12 protein-coding genes are annotated in these 14,038 nt (G+C 72.5%); 3 read left to right on the top strand and 9 right to left on the bottom strand.

Features of this window, described 5'->3' with window-relative positions:
• The 4 genes from NI25_RS31265 to glnA4 are packed head-to-tail and all read right to left on the bottom strand — an operon-like array spanning position 1 to position 4,658.
• Positions 1-1,071: a DUF2510 domain-containing protein gene (locus tag NI25_RS31265; protein WP_061445667.1), complete on the bottom strand. Its 1,071-nt coding sequence runs from the start codon at positions 1,069-1,071 to the stop codon at positions 1-3.
• 37 nt (positions 1,072-1,108) lie between these two features.
• Positions 1,109-1,891 carry a 3-oxoacyl-ACP reductase gene (locus NI25_RS31260; protein WP_061445666.1) on the bottom strand — a complete coding sequence of 261 codons (783 nt, stop codon included), beginning with the start codon at positions 1,889-1,891 and terminating at the stop codon, positions 1,109-1,111.
• Positions 1,888-3,291 (bottom strand): aldehyde dehydrogenase family protein, encoded by a 1,404-nt coding sequence (locus NI25_RS31255; RefSeq protein ID WP_061445665.1) that lies wholly within the window; start codon positions 3,289-3,291, stop codon positions 1,888-1,890. The genes NI25_RS31260 and NI25_RS31255 overlap by 4 nt, the downstream gene beginning before the upstream one ends.
• Positions 3,292-3,299: 8 nt before the next feature.
• Positions 3,300-4,658 (bottom strand): gamma-glutamylethanolamide synthetase GlnA4, encoded by a 1,359-nt coding sequence (gene glnA4, locus NI25_RS31250; RefSeq protein ID WP_061445664.1) that lies wholly within the window; start codon positions 4,656-4,658, stop codon positions 3,300-3,302.
• A 107-nt stretch (positions 4,659-4,765) separates the two neighbouring features.
• On the opposite strand from glnA4, the gene NI25_RS31245 reads away from it, so the two are divergent.
• Positions 4,766-5,476, top strand: coding sequence for a FadR/GntR family transcriptional regulator (locus NI25_RS31245; protein WP_061445663.1), 711 nt, complete (start codon positions 4,766-4,768; stop codon positions 5,474-5,476).
• 91 nt (positions 5,477-5,567) lie between these two features.
• Positions 5,568-6,260 carry a gamma-glutamyl-gamma-aminobutyrate hydrolase family protein gene (locus NI25_RS31240; RefSeq protein WP_061445662.1) on the top strand — a complete coding sequence of 231 codons (693 nt, stop codon included), beginning with the start codon at positions 5,568-5,570 and terminating at the stop codon, positions 6,258-6,260.
• Between the two features lie 46 nt (positions 6,261-6,306).
• Here NI25_RS31240 and NI25_RS31235 read toward each other — a convergent pair whose 3' ends face one another.
• Complete coding sequence (locus NI25_RS31235) at positions 6,307-7,281, bottom strand: LysR family transcriptional regulator (protein ID WP_061445661.1); 975 nt, start codon at positions 7,279-7,281, stop codon at positions 6,307-6,309.
• Positions 7,282-7,351: 70 nt separating this feature from the next.
• Here NI25_RS31235 and NI25_RS31230 point away from each other — a divergent pair, with 70 nt between their 5' ends.
• The gene (locus NI25_RS31230; protein WP_061445660.1) at positions 7,352-8,524 is read left to right on the top strand and encodes a TDT family transporter; all 1,173 of its coding nucleotides are present in this window, start codon (positions 7,352-7,354) and stop codon (positions 8,522-8,524) included.
• Here NI25_RS31230 and NI25_RS31225 read toward each other — a convergent pair.
• From NI25_RS31225 to NI25_RS31210, 4 genes are all read right to left on the bottom strand, one after another.
• Entirely contained in the window at positions 8,451-9,170 is a 720-nt protein-coding gene (locus tag NI25_RS31225; RefSeq protein ID WP_061447171.1) for a helical backbone metal receptor, read from the bottom strand. The genes NI25_RS31230 and NI25_RS31225 overlap by 74 nt on opposite strands.
• Before the next feature lie 10 nt (positions 9,171-9,180).
• Complete coding sequence (locus NI25_RS31220; RefSeq protein ID WP_061445659.1) at positions 9,181-9,750, bottom strand: helix-turn-helix domain-containing protein; 570 nt, start codon at positions 9,748-9,750, stop codon at positions 9,181-9,183.
• Positions 9,751-10,151: 401 nt separating this feature from the next.
• Positions 10,152-12,767 carry an ABC transporter permease/substrate binding protein gene (locus NI25_RS31215; RefSeq protein WP_061445658.1) on the bottom strand — a complete coding sequence of 872 codons (2,616 nt, stop codon included), beginning with the start codon at positions 12,765-12,767 and terminating at the stop codon, positions 10,152-10,154.
• Positions 12,760-13,890, bottom strand: coding sequence for a quaternary amine ABC transporter ATP-binding protein (locus tag NI25_RS31210; RefSeq protein WP_061445657.1), 1,131 nt, complete (start codon positions 13,888-13,890; stop codon positions 12,760-12,762). The genes NI25_RS31215 and NI25_RS31210 overlap by 8 nt, the downstream gene beginning before the upstream one ends.
• Positions 13,891-14,038: the final 148 nt, after the last annotated feature.

Raw genomic sequence — 14,038 nt, 5'->3', positions numbered from 1 at the left:
TCAGTCCGTCGGGCCCAGGCCGCTGCCCACGCCGCCGCCGGTGTCCGCGTCGCCGACGGGCCGGATGCCCTTGGTGATCTCGTCCATGACGGCCAGGGGCGGCCCGTCCTCGCCGGCGTCGAAGACGTAGCGGACGAGGACCGGGGACTCGGTGCCGACGGTGGAGGGGAACACCATCGACTGCACGTAGCCGCCGGGCCCCTTGGCGGTCGTCACCCGCCAGCGCACGTAGTACCCGGCGCGTCCGGCGACCGCGACGGGTCCGGACGCCACCTCCTCGTGGGACTCGATGCCGCCGAAGGGCTTGTTGCCGATCAGGTCGCGGTCGTACGCGTCGTCGGCCGCGTCCTCGATGTCCTGCCGCGCGAGGACCTTCGGCGAGGACTCGGCGTTGGCCGTGACGGTGCGGGAGATGACGAGGCCGTGCCGGCACACGCTGCCGTCGGCCGGGCAGTCGTAGGTGCCGTCCGTGGTCATCATGACGTCGTCCTCGGCGATGTGCTGCGGCCGCACCCAGCCCTCCGGCAGCGGGAAGGTCACGCCGTTGAGCTGGTCCTCGACCACGGCAGGGTCGTCGGCGGCGGGTCCGGAGGCGGTCGGTGAGGGGGAGGGCGGGTCGTTCACCGGGGAGGGACCGGTGACCGAAGCCGTGGCCGGCGGGGTCTGGGGCCGCGGGGTGCCGCCGTCGTCCTCTCCCAGGACGAACACGCCGGTGACGATCGCCGCGACCAGGACGGCCGCGGCGGCGGTCACGGCGACGGCCTTCCCACGACCGCCGGTGCCCGCCCCCGGTCCGCCCCCGTCCGGTCCGGCGCCGGCGGACAGCGGTACGTTCGTCTCCCGGCCGGGCTCTGCCTGGCCGTACTGTGCCTGGCCGTACTGTGCCTGGCCGTACTGTGCCTGGTGATGCATCGGCGCGGACTGCCGCTCCGGCCCCGGGGCCCCGCCCGCCGCCGGCCCGTAGCCGGCGGGTTCGGGGACGCGGCGGTGCTCCGTCCAGGCCGTGCCGTCCCACCAGCGCTCCAGGTGCGGGGCCGACGGGTCGCGGTACCAGCCGGGCGGCGGCGTCATGCTCATCCCGGCACTGTAGGACGCCATGCGCGGGGTTCTACAGCGGTGTGACGTACGCCCCCGAGATCCCGCCGTCCACCAGGAAGTCGGTGGCGTTGACGAAGGAGGAGTCGTCGCTGGCCAGGAAGGCTACGGCGGCGGCGATCTCCTCGGCCTCGGCGAACCGGCCGAGGGGGATGTGGACGAGGCGGCGGGCGGCCCGTTCCGGGTCCTTGGCGAACAGCTCCTGGAGGAGCGGGGTGTTGACGGGTCCCGGGCACAGCGCGTTGACGCGGATGCCCTCCCGGGCGAACTGCACGCCCAGCTCCCGGGACATGGCGAGGACACCGCCCTTGGAGGCGGTGTACGAGATCTGCGAGGTGGCCGCCCCCATCCGGGCCACGAAGGACGCGGTGTTGATGACGGACCCCCGGCCCTGGCGCCGCATGTAGGGGATGGCGGCCTTGCAGCACAGGTAGACGGAGGTGAGGTTGACCTCCTGGACGCGCTTCCACGCCTCCAGGCCGGTCTCCAGGATGGAGTCGTCGTCGGGCGGCGAGATACCGGCGTTGTTGAACGCGACGTCGACGCTGCCGTAGGTGTCGTACGCCGCCGCGAACAGCGCCTCGACCTGCTCGGGATCGGTGACGTCGGCCTTGACGAAGATGCCGCCGGTGTCCTCGGCCGCGGCCTTGCCCCGGGTCTCGTCCACGTCGCCGCAGACGACGCGGGCCCCCTCGGAGGCGAGCCTGCGGGCGGAGGCGAGGCCGATGCCGCTGCCGGCTCCGGTGACGACGGCGGTACGGCCGACGAGCCTGCGGCAGACGATGTCTTCGCTCACTGTGCGGGGTCCTCCGTGCTCGACGAGGTGGTGCTGATGAAGACGTTCTTGGTCTCGGTGAACGCGGTCAGCGCGTCCGGGCCCAGCTCGCGGCCGAGACCGGACTGCTTGAAGCCGCCGAAGGGCGTCCAGTAGCGGACGCTGGCGTGGGAGTTGACGGACAGGTTCCCGGCGCGCACCGCGCCCGACACGCGCAGGGCGCGGCCGACGTCCCGGGTCCACAGCGAGCCGGACAGGCCGTAGTCGGTGGCGTTGGCCAGGCGGATCGCGTCGGCCTCGTCCTCGAAGGGCAGGACGACGGCGACGGGCCCGAAGACCTCCTCGACGGCCACGCGCGCCTGCGCGTCGACTCCGGTGAGGACGGTCGGCGGGAACCAGAAGCCGGGGCCGCCCTCGGGTGCCTTGCCGCGGATGCCGTCGGCGCCCTCGGGGACGTGGGAGCGGACGCGGTCGAGCTGGGCGCGGGAGATCAGCGGGCCCATCTCTGTGGTCTCGTCGGCCGGGTCGCCGACGCGGACGGCCTCGATCGCGGGGGCGAGCAGGGCGAGGAAGCGGTCGTACACGGACCGCTGGACGAGGATGCGGGTGCGGGCGCAGCAGTCCTGGCCCGCGTTGTCCAGGAAGGACATGGGTGTGGCGGCCGCGGCGGCCTCGATGTCGGCGTCGGCGAAGACGATGTTGGGGCTCTTGCCGCCGAGTTCGAGGGTGACGGGCTTGAGGAGGGCGGCGCCCTTGGCGGCCACCCGCCGGCCCACGGCCGTGGACCCGGTGAAGACGATCTTGGCGACGCCCGGGTGCTCGACGAGCGCGTCGCCCGCGACCGGCCCGTGCCCGGGCAGCACCTGGAACAGACCCTCGGGAAGGCCCGCCGCCAGGGCGATCTCGGCCAGGCGCAGCGCGGTGAGCGGGGTCGTCTCGGCCGGCTTGAGGAGGACGGCGTTGCCCGCCGCGAGCGCCGGTGCCGTGGCCCAGGCCGCGATCGGCATCGGGAAGTTCCAGGGGGCGATGACGCCGACGACGCCGAGTGGTTCGAGGAGCGTGACGTCCAGGCCGCCGGCGACCGGGATCTGGCGTCCGGTGAGCCGCTCCACTCCCCCGGCGGCGTAGTCGAGCAGGTCGCGGACGTTGCCGGCCTCCCAACGGGCGTTGCCGAGGAGGTGCCCGGCCTCGCGGACCTCCAGGCGGGCCAGCTCCTCCAGGTGCGCGTCGACGCCGGCGGCGAAGCGGCGCAGCAGCCGGGCCCGGCCGCCGGGGGCGAGGGCGGCCCAGGCGGTCTGGGCCCGGGCGGCGCGGGTGACGGCGGCGTCCACGTCGGCCGCGGTGGCGGCGGGGACGGTGGCGACGACCTCTTCGGTGGCGGGGTTCAGTACCCGCAGTTCGTCGGGGAGTTCCTCGGACAACCGGTGCCTCACATGCGTTCGAAGGAGCGGCGCAGTTCCCAGTCGGTGACGGCGGCGTCGAACGCGTCCAGTTCGACGCGCGCCATGTTGCGGTAGTGGGCGACGACCTCGTCCCCGAAGGCGGCCTTGGCGAGGGTGCTGTTCTCCCAGAGTTCGGCGGCCTCGCGCAGGGTGGTGGGGACGTGTGCGAAGTCGGCGGCGTAGGCGTTGCCGGGGCAGGGCTCGGGCGGTTCCAGCCCCTGTTCGATGCCGTGCAGTCCCGCCGCGACCATGCCGGCCACCGCGAGGTACGGGTTGACGTCGCCGCCGGGCAGGCGGTTCTCGAAGCGCAGCGAGCGGCCGTGGCCGACGACGCGCAGGGCGCAGGTGCGGTTGTCGTGGCCCCAGGCGACGGCGGTGGGGGCGAAGGAGCCGGGCTGGAAGCGCTTGTAGGAGTTGATGTGCGGGGCGTAGAGCAGGGAGAACTCGCGCAGCGCCACCAGTTGCCCGGCGAGGAAGTGCCGCATGACCTCGGACATGCCGGATCCGTCGGCCATCGCGTTGCGGCCGTCGGCGTCGGCGAGCGAGAGGTGGATGTGGCAGGAGTTGCCCTCGCGCTCGTTGTACTTGGCCATGAAGGTGAGGGACATGCCCTCCTGGGCGGCGATCTCCTTGGCGCCGGTCTTGTAGACGGCGTGCTGGTCGCAGGTGACCAGGGCCTCGTCGTAGCGGAAGGCGATCTCGTGCTGGCCGGGGTTGCACTCGCCCTTGGCGGACTCGACGGTGAGGCCGGCGCCGGCCATCTCGTTGCGGATGCGGCGCAGCAGGGGTTCGACGCGGCCGGTGCCGAGGACGGAGTAGTCGACGTTGTACTGGTTGGCCGGGGTCAGGCCGCGGTAGTTCGCGTCCCAGGCGTGTTCGTAGGTGTCCCGGAAGACGATGAACTCCAGCTCGGTGCCGACCTGTGCGGTGTATCCGTGTTCCGCGAGCCGTTCCAGCTGGCGGCGCAGGATCTGGCGGGGCGCGGCGAGCACCGGGGAGCCGTCCTCCCAGGCGAGGTCGGCGACGGCCATCGCGGTGCCCTCGTTCCAGGGCAGCCGGCGCAGGGTGGCGGGGTCGGCGTGCATGGCGAAGTCGCCGTAGCCGCGGTCCCAGGAGGACATGGCGTAGCCGTCGACGGTGTTCATGTCGGCGTCGACGGCGAGGAGGTAGTTGCAGCCCTCGGTGCCGTGGGCCAGGACCTCGTCGAGGAAGAAGCGGGCGGCGAACCGCTTGCCCTGGAGGCGGCCCTGCATGTCGGGGAAGGCCAGGACGACGGTGTCGATGTCACCGGCGGCGACGAGGGCGTGCAGTTCCTCGACCCCGAGCGGGGGTGTGCGGTCTGCCACGGGGAGAGCCTCCTTCTGGCCGGGAGCCATAAGGTATTGCCGGGAACCTTTGGTTGGGAAGGGGGCGCGGCCGCGTGCGGGAGGAATCCGGCGGGAGGGGCGGGAGCGTGACGGACCGGCTGGCGCCGGTGCTGCGGCCGGTGCGGGCCGGGAACGGCTTCGAGGAGGCGCTGGAGCAGATCCTCCAGGTCGTGCGGCTGGGCCTGGTGGCGGGGGGCGAGCGGCTGCCGGCCGAGCGGGAGCTGGCGGAGCGGCTGGGGGTCAGCCGGGTGACGCTGCGCGAGGTGCTGCGGGTGCTCCAGGACCAGGGGCTGGTGGAGGCACGGCGGGGGCGCTACGGCGGAACGTTCGTGCTGCCGCGGGCGGACGCGGCCGGCGAGGACGAGCTGCGGCGCCGGGTGACCGGGGTGGACATCGAGGACGTGCTGCGGTTCCGGGAGGTGCTGGAGGTGGGCGCGGCCGGGCTGTGCGCGGCGCACGGGCTGACGGACGCGCAGGCGGACCGGTTGCGGGAGGCGCTGGCCGGGACGCGCGAGGCACCGCTTGCGCAGTACCGGCGGCTGGACACGATGCTGCACCTCACCCTCGCGGAGCTGTGCGGCTCACCTGCCCTGGCGGCGCAGTACGCGGCGGTCCGCGCCACCCTCAACGACCTGCTGGACTGCATCCCGCTGCTGGTGCGCAACCTGGAGCACTCCCAGCGTCAGCACGGCGCGCTGGTGGAGGCGGTGCTCGACGGGGACGCGGACGGGGCGCGGGAGATCGCCCGGGAGCACTGTGCGGGGACGGCGGCGCTGCTGCGCGGGTTTCTGACGTGAACGCCTTGCCGTGGCGGCGCGCTGCGGCAAAGGTGTGGACGTCAAAGGTGTGGACGCAGCCCATTACCTGGTCCGATCTTCTGGAGGGTGGATGGCGGACAGGCCGCTGATCGGTGTCAGCACGTATCTGGAGTCCGGGGCGCGCTGGGGCGTGTGGGAGCTGGAGGCGGCGCTGTTGCCCGCCGGGTACCCGCGGCTGGTGCGGCGGGCGGGCGGTCTGGCCGCGATGCTCCCGCCCGACGAGCCCGAGCACGCCGCCGCGGCCGTCGCCCGCGTCGACGGCCTGGTGATCGCGGGCGGCCCGGACGTGGAGCCGGTCCGCTACGGAGCCGAGCCCGGCCCGCGCACCGGCCCTCCCGCCCGGGCCAGGGACACCTGGGAGCTGGCTCTCATCGAGGCGGCCCTGGCCGCACACGTCCCGCTGCTGGGCGTCTGCCGGGGCATGCAGCTGCTCAACGTCGCCCTGGGCGGCACCCTGGTCCAGCACATCGAGGGGCACGCCGAAGTGGTGGGCGTGTTCGGCGGCCATCCGGTCAAGCCGGTGCCGGGAACGCTGTACGCGGGTGTGGTGCCCGAGGAGACGTTCGTCCCCACGTATCACCACCAGGCGGTCGACCGGCTCGGCACGGGCCTGCTCGCCTCGGCCCACGCCGCGGACGGCACCGTGGAGGCCCTGGAACTGCCGGCCGCCCCCGGCTGGGTCCTCGGCGTCCAGTGGCACCCCGAGATGGGCGACGACGACCGCGTCATGAGAGCCCTCGTGGACGCGGCACGGGCGGGCTGAGGCGGCTCGCGCCGGCATGCCCGGCGCACCGGGCGGAGCGGCGCGTCTACGCCCGGGTCAGGGAGAGGAGTCGGCGGGCCGGGCCCGTGGGGCGGTGGCCCGTGGGCCAGACCGCTCGCAGGTCGCGGGCCAGGACGACGTCCGCCACGGGGACGCTCACCAGGCGCCGGGTGGTCAGCTCCTCGCCGACGGCGAGTTCGCTGAGGACGGAGGGTCCGGCGCCGCCGACCGCGGCCGCCTTCACCGCCGTGGTCGACGACAGCTCGATCAGGGGGCGGGCCAGACCGCCCAGCGCCGCGTCCAGGACCTGCCGGGTGCCCGAGCCCTTCTCCCGCAGGATCAGGGGGGTCGACGCCAGCTCCGCGGCCGCCAGTGGGCGCCTGCGGCGGGCCCAGGGGTGGCCCGGCGCGGTCACGACGATGAGCCGGTCGTGACCGATGACCGCGGAGTCGAGGCCCGTCGGCACGCTCACCCCCTCCACGAAGCCGAGGTCGGCGTCGTCGGCCAGCAGACGCTCGGCGACCGCCGCCGAGTTGCCCGCGAGCAGCGACACCGCGGTGTCCGGCAACTGGGCGCGCAGCGCGACCAGCCAGCCCGGCAGCAGGTACTCGGCGATCGTCATGCTCGCCGCGACCCGCAGCCGCGAGTCCCGCCGGTCCCGCAGCGCCTGCGCACCCGCGTCGAACGCCTCCGCGGCCTCGACGATCCGCCGCGCCCAGTCCGTGACCAGGGCACCCGCGTCGGTGAGCCGGGAACCGCGTGGCGAGCGGTCCACCAGGGCGACGCCCAACTGCCGTTCCATCGAGCGGATGCGGCTGCTCGCGGCCGGCTGGGTGATGCCCAGTTCGCGCGCGGCCCCGCCGAGGCTGCCCAGGCGGGCCACCGCCAGCAACAGCTCCAGCGCCCCGAGGTCCGGCACCCGGTGCGCCAGCGAGCCCGCCGCGGACCGCCCCCGGCCGCCCTGCCCGTCCCCGGCGCCACCCGTGCCGCCGCCCGCACCACTGTCCGCACCCCTGCTCATAACCCCAGCTTATGCCCTCATAGAGACATGGTCCCTGGTCAGGGCTTTCGCCGGCCGGGACGGTGGAGCCATGGTCACCGCAGCCCAGCCCCGCTCCCCCTCCCCCTCGCCCGCCGTCGGCCCGGCCGTGCGGCGGGTCCCGGCCGTCCGGCATCTCGGGCCCAACTGGTACGCCTGCGTCATGGGCACCTCCATCGTCGGCACGGCGGGAGCCGCGCTGCCCGGTGACGTGCCCGGCCTGCGTTCGCTGTGCACCGCCATCTGGGCCCTGTCCCTCGTCCTGCTGGTGGTACTGCTGGCCGCCCGGTCCCTGCACTGGCTCCACCACCGCGACCAGGCCCGCGCCCATCTCCTCGACCCGGCCGCGGCCCCGTTCTACGGCTGCCTGTCGATGGCCCTGCTGGCGGTCGGCGGCGGCACCCTGACGCTCGGCCGCGACTGGATCGGCCTCGCGGCCGCGGTCGCCCTGGACACCGTGCTGTTCGCCGCCGGCACGGCGATCGGGCTCGCGGCGGCGGTCGCCGTGCCGTACCTGATGGCCGTGCGCCACCGGATCGAGCCGGGGCAGGCCAGCCCGGTGTGGCTGCTGCCGCTGGTGGCGCCGATGGTGTCCGCGGCCGTCGGACCGCTGCTGGTGCCGCACCTGCCGCCGGGACAGCCCCGCGAGACGCTGCTGCTCGCCTGTGTCGCGATGTTCGGGGTGAGCCTGTTCGCGACGCTGGTGACGCTGCCGGTGGTCTTCGGCCGGCTCCTCACCGGCGGACCGCTGTCGCTCGCGCTCACCCCGTCGCTGTTTCTGGTCCTGGGGCCGCTCGGCCAGTCGACGACCGCCGTCGGAAAGTTCGCGGACGTGGCGCCGGGCGTCGTGCCGGGACCGTACGCCGAGGGCTTCCCGGTCTTCGCCGTGCTGTACGGGGTGCCCGTGATGGGCTTCGCGGTGATGTGGCTGGCCCTCGCCGCCGCGCACGTCGTCCGGGCCCGCCGGGCGGGCATGGGCTTCTCGATGACGTGGTGGTCGTTCACCTTCCCGGTGGGCACCTGCGTCACCGGCGCCGAGGCACTGGCCCGGGAGACGCGTCTGGTCGTCTACGACGGTCTCACCCTCGCCCTGTACGTCCTCCTCGTGGCCGCCTGGGCCGTGGCCGCCGTGCACACCGCGCGGGGCCTGCTCAGCGGTGCGCTGCTCGCAGGGCCGCGGCCAGGGCCCGGGGCGCCTCGGCCAGTGACGGCCCGTACCACGTGAGGTACCGCCCGTCGACGAGGGCGCAGGGCAGGCCGGGGAAGGCCTCCGGTCCGTCGTCGGCGGTGAAGCGGTACGGCTCGTCCGGCAGGACCACGACGTCCGGGCGGGCCGCCCGCAGTTCGTCCACCGGAACCTTCGGGTAGCGCTCGGCGTGCGTGGCGTACAGGTGGTCGACGCCCAGGCGGGCCAGGACGTCCCCGGCGAAGGTGTCGCGGCCCAGCACCATCCAGGGCCTGCGCCAGATCGGTACGACGGCCGTGGCACGCCGCTCGGCGACGGATGGGTCCGCCCAGGCGGCCTCCGCCTCGTCGAGCCAGCGGGGCCGGGAGGGCGCCCCGCAGGCGGTGAGCGTCCGCTCCAGTTCGGTGAAGGCCTGCGGGACGGTGCGCACCTCGGTCACCAGCACCTCGACGCCTCCGGCGCGCAGGGCGTCGACGTCGGGGGCGCGGTTCTCCTCCTCGTTGGCGATCACCAGGTCGGGGGCGAGGGAGAGGATCCGGTCGGTCTTCGGGTTCTTGGTGCCGCCGACGCGTGCGACGTCCAGGCCGGCCGGGTGCGTGCACCAGTCGGTGGCGCCCACCAGCGCCCCGGGGACGGTGCGGGCCACCGCCTCGGTCAGCGAGGGCACCAGGGAGACGACCCTCACGCGCACGCCCTCACCTGCGGGGGCCTTCCCGGACCGCCTCGATGTGCTCGGCGACGGCTACGACGATCAGCCGGGTGTCGGGCACCGTGGCCCGCCAGCGGTGCCGCACCCCGCCGGTGAGGTACAGCGTGTCGCCCCGTCCGAGCCGGTAGGCGCGCCCCTCGGCCTCGATCTCCACGGCACCCTCGGCGACGAACATCAACTGGTCGTTGCGGTACTGCAGTTCCCGGCCGGCGTCGTGGTCGCCGGTGTACTCGGAGGCGTGCATCTGGTGGTGTCCGCGCACCAGCGAGCGGACCTTGGGTGCCAGGTCGGGGTCGGGGTCCTCGGCGCGGACCACGTCGACGCTGCACGCGGGGTCCGCCGCGGCGAGCAGTTCCACGGCGGTGGTGCGCAGGGCGTCGGCCACCTTCTCCAGTGACGTCTGGCTGGGCCGCGCCCGGTCGTTCTCGATCTGGCTCAGGAAGGGCACGGACAGGCCGCTGCGCTCGGACACCACGGCGAGGGTGAGTTCGAGGTCACGGCGCCGCCGCCGTACGGCCGCGCCCACCCGGAGGTGCTGATCTTTGTGGTCGCCCATCGCTCCGGCTCCCTCCTTCACCCGTCCTCGTGCCGTCGACGTGCCCCGCGCGGGGTGCCGTTCCCCTGATGGGTTCTCTGCACCCTACGCATGTTCGGCAAACCGTTTCATGCGGCCGTCACATCGATGTCACGGTGCGGTGGCCGCGACCTCACAGTTCTCGCCACCCGCGGACCGGTCCGCGCACCCTACCGGTTCAAGGCGTGGGCGGCCTTTCGTGTTCCCGCCTGCCCCTCCCGTCCCGGCGCGGCCCTGCTCAGGCCGGGGCTTGGCGCTCCGTGGTTGGCCGAATCCCTACCGTGTCCGGACCGCGAACGACCCGAGGGGCGGGTCCGGCGGTGCGCCTCGCGGGAGACGCCGCCGGGCCCGCCCCTCGGGGTGACCGACACGGAGTGACGCCGCTACGGGGTCATCCGGCCGACCATGTCCGGGTGCTCCTTCAGCCAGGCCGCGACGGCTTCCTCCTCGTGGCCCTGACCGCGGTCCTTGATCTCGGCCTCCAGGCTGCCCAGCTCGTCCTCGCTCATCTTGAAGTTCTTGATCCACTTCGTGAGCTGCGGGTACTGCTCGGGGAACTTCTTGCTGGAGATGGTGCGGATCGTGTTGCCCTCGCCGAAGGCCTTCTTGGGGTCCTTCAGCTTGGTCAGGTCGTAGTCGCTGTAGGCCCAGTGCGGCGACCACAGGGTGACCGCGACCGGCTCCTTCTTGGCGAGGGCGCGCTTGAGCTCGGCCAGCATGGCCGGCGTGGAGCCGTCGACGACCTTGTACTCGTCCTCCAGGCCGTAGGCCGGCATGACGTCATTCTTGACCAGCTGCATCTGTCCGGTGCCGGGCTCGATGCCGATGATCTTCCCGTCGAAGAGGTCGGCCTTGCCCTTGAGGTCCGCGAGGGACTTGACGTCCTTCACGTACGAGGGGACGGCGATCTCCAGGGAGGTCGGCTCGTACCAGGTGCCCAGGTCGACGAGGTTGTCCTTGTGCTTGTTCCAGTAGTTGCTCTGGGCGTGCGGCAGCCAGGCGTCGAAGTTGAGGTCGATGCCGCCGGAGGCCAGGCCGGTGTAGACCGGGCCGACGTCCATCTGCTTCAGGTTCATCTTGTAGCCGCGGCGCTCGAGGACGTTCTTCCACAGGTAGGTGACGGCGACGTCCTCCTCCCACGGGAACCAGGCCACGTCGAGCGGCTGCTTGGCCTCGGCGGGGGTGCCGCCGGAGCCGTTCTCGACCGGGGCGAGCTTGTCGACGATGCCCGGGTTGGCCTTGAGCCAGGTGCGGACGGCCTCCTGCTGCTGCCCCTTGCCGGCCTTGTTGATCTCGGCCTCGAGGCTGGTGAGCTGCTTCTCCGTCATGGAGAAGTCCTTCAGCCACTTGGCCACGACGGGGTTGTCGTCCGAGAAGCCCTTGCGGGACAGCGAGTGCACGCCGTCGCCCTTGCCCCAGGCGCCCTTGGGGTCCTTCAGCTTCTTCAGGTCGTAGTCGTTGTACGCCCAGTGCGGGGACCACAGGGTGACGACGATCGGTTCCTTCTTGCTGTAGGCCCGCTTCAGCTCGGCCAGCATCGCCGGCGTGGAGCTGTCGACGACCTTGTACTGGCCGTCGAGACCGTACTCCTTGAGGATCTTGCTCTTGAGCAGGTTCATCTCGCCGGCGCTGGGCTCGATGCCGGTGATCTTGCCGCCGAAGAGGTCGGCCTTGCCCTTGAGGTCCTCGAGGGAGTTGATGTCCTTCATGTACGACGGGACGGTCAGTTCCAGCGAGGTCTGGTCGTACCAGGAGCCGAGGTCCTCGAGCTGCTTGCCGTACTTCTTCCAGTACTGCTCGTGGGTCGTGGGCAGCCACGAGTCGGTCTGGAAGTCGATGTTGCCCTGGGCCAGCGCGGTGTAGAGCGGGCCGGCCTCGAACTGCTTGGCCTCGACCTCGAAGCCGCGCTGCTCCAGGATCTCCTTCCACAGGTAGGTGGAGGCGACGCCCTCGTCCCAGGGGATGTAGCCGATGGAGACCTTCTTGCCCTCCCCGACCTTCTTGCCCCCGGCGGCGGTGGCGGTGTCGTCGGTGGTGCCGCCGAACAGGCCCATGCCGCCGGCCACCAGGCCGAGGACGACGATGCCGATCACGGCGACCTGCGGCTGGGGGCGGTAGGACCAGATCTTCAGGCCCTTGGCGGCGCGTGCCTTGGCGGCGGCACGGCGGCCCAGCGGGGAGACGTGCGTGCCCAGCGCGCTGGTCATGCGGTCCAGGTAGATCGCCAGGATGACGATGGCGAGACCGGCCTCGGCGCCGAGGCCGACGTTGAGCTGGCCGATGGACTCCATGACGTCGCCGCCGAGGCCGCCGGTGCCGACCATGCCGGCGATCGCGGCCATGGACAGGCCGAGCATGATGACCTGGTTGACGCCCGCCATCACCGTGGGCAGCGCCAGCGGGAGCTGGACGCGCAGCAGGGTGTTGCGGGGCGTGGTGCCGAACGCCTCGGCGGCCTCGACCAGTTCCTTGTCGACCTGGCGGATGCCGAGCTCGGTCATGCGGACGCCGGGGGCGAGCGCGAAGATCAGGGTGGCCACGATGCCCGGGGCGGAACCGGTCCCGAAGAACAGGATCGCGGGGATCAGGTAGATCATCGCGGGCAGCGTCTGCATGAAGTCCAGGATCGGCCGCACGAACGCGCTCACGCGGTCCGAGCGGGCCGCCCAGATACCCACCGGCACCGCCACGACCAGGGCGATGATCGTGGCGACCAGCAGGAGCGCCAGGGTGACCATCGCGTTCTCCCACAGTTCGAGGGAGTCGATGAAGGCGAACCCGGCGAAGGAGAGGATGCCCGCGAAGGTGCCGCGCAGCCAGAAGGCGATCACGGCGAAGATACCGGCGAGCAGCAGCGGCTCGGGGGCCTGGAGGACGGCGTTGATGCCGTCGTAGGCGCCGGTGAAGATGTCCTTGAGGAAGGTGAAGAGCCAGGAGACGTTGTCGAGCAGCCAGTCGACGCTGCTGTTGACCCAGTCGCCGAGGGGGATCCTAGGCACGGCTGATCACCTTCTTGCCGCCCTTGTCCCGCGGGGACTGGCAGACGCCGGGTTCGACGTCCTCGTCGCCGAGGAAGCCGATGAGGCGCTGGGCCGGGACGACGCCGACGAGCCGGCGGTCGCCGTCGACGACGGCCACCGAGTGGGGCACGCGGGCGCTGATGGCGCACAGCTCCGAGAACGGCGTGTCGGGCGTGGCGGTCTCGCAGTCGCAGTCGGCCTCGTCGCCGCGCACGTCGGTCTCCATGACGGCGGCGGCGGTCAGGACGCGGGAGCGGTCGACGTCCTTGGTGAAGGAGGCGACGTAGTCGTTGGCGGGACGTATCAGGATGTCCTGCGCGCTGCCTATCTGCACGATCCGGCCGTCCCGCATGACGGCGATGCGGTCGCCCAGGCGCATGGCCTCGTTGAGGTCGTGGGTGATGAAGACGATGGTCTTCTTCAGCGTCTTCTGCAGGTCGAGCAGCTGGTCCTGCATGTCGCGGCGGATCAGCGGGTCGAGGGCGCTGAAGGACTCGTCCATCAGCAGCAGGTCGGCGTCGGTGGCCAGCGCGCGGGCCAGGCCGACGCGCTGCTGCATGCCTCCCGACAGCTCGTCCGGCCAGGACTTCTCCCAGCCGGCCAGGCCGCACAGGGCGAGCGCCTCGTCGGCGCGGCGTTCGCGCTCGGCGCGGGGCACGCCCTGCACTTCAAGACCGTAGGCAGCGTTGTCACGGACGCTGCGGTGGGGGAAGAGCGCGAAGTGCTGGAAGACCATGCTGATCTTCTTGGAACGGACCTCGCGCAGCTCGCGGTCGCTGAGCTCGGTGAGGTCCTGGCCCCCGAAGCGGACGTGCCCGGCGGTCGGCTCCGACAGACCGTTGAGCATGCGCAGCAGCGTGGACTTGCCCGATCCGGACAGACCCATGACCACGAAGATCTCGCCGGGCTCCACCGTGAAGGACGCGTCGATGACGGCGGCGGTGGTGCCGTCGGCGCGCAGCTCCTCCCGGACGTCTCCCTGGTCCTTGCGGGCGTCTCCCTGGTCCTTCCGGACGTCCCCCTGGCGCAGTCGCTCGACGGCCTGGTCCGGTTTCCTGCCGAAGACCTTGTACAGGTTCTCGGCCTCTAGTCTGGCTGACACGCTTACCTCTTGGCTCGGGGGCAGGGGCAGGGGCCCAAAGCTCCCCTAACAGTTGAATGCATCAACCAGCTTCGGCCCGGGTGCGCGCCTGCCCCGATGCTTATGCGCCAAACATTTAAGTGAGCCAGTTCACACGCCCTCCCCGGTC

This window comes from Streptomyces sp. CCM_MD2014, from assembly GCF_000772045.1.
Taxonomy (GTDB): domain Bacteria; phylum Actinomycetota; class Actinomycetes; order Streptomycetales; family Streptomycetaceae; genus Streptomyces; species Streptomyces salinarius.
Note: the sequence above shows the minus strand (reverse complement) of the source record. Positions and strands in the feature narration are given on the sequence as shown.

Bases quoted from the DNA above. Each gene is read 5' to 3' on its own strand.
- NI25_RS31265 (WP_061445667.1), bottom strand. From the start codon at position 1,071: ATGACGCCGCCGCCCGGCTGGTACCGCGACCCGTCGGCCCCGCACCTG.
- NI25_RS31240 (WP_061445662.1), top strand. From the start codon at position 5,568: ATGGCGGACAGGCCGCTGATCGGTGTCAGCACGTATCTGGAGTCCGGG.
- NI25_RS31235 (WP_061445661.1), bottom strand. From the start codon at position 7,281: ATGAGCAGGGGTGCGGACAGTGGTGCGGGCGGCGGCACGGGTGGCGCC.
- NI25_RS31230 (WP_061445660.1), top strand. From the start codon at position 7,352: ATGGTCACCGCAGCCCAGCCCCGCTCCCCCTCCCCCTCGCCCGCCGTC.
- NI25_RS31220 (WP_061445659.1), bottom strand. From the start codon at position 9,750: ATGGGCGACCACAAAGATCAGCACCTCCGGGTGGGCGCGGCCGTACGG.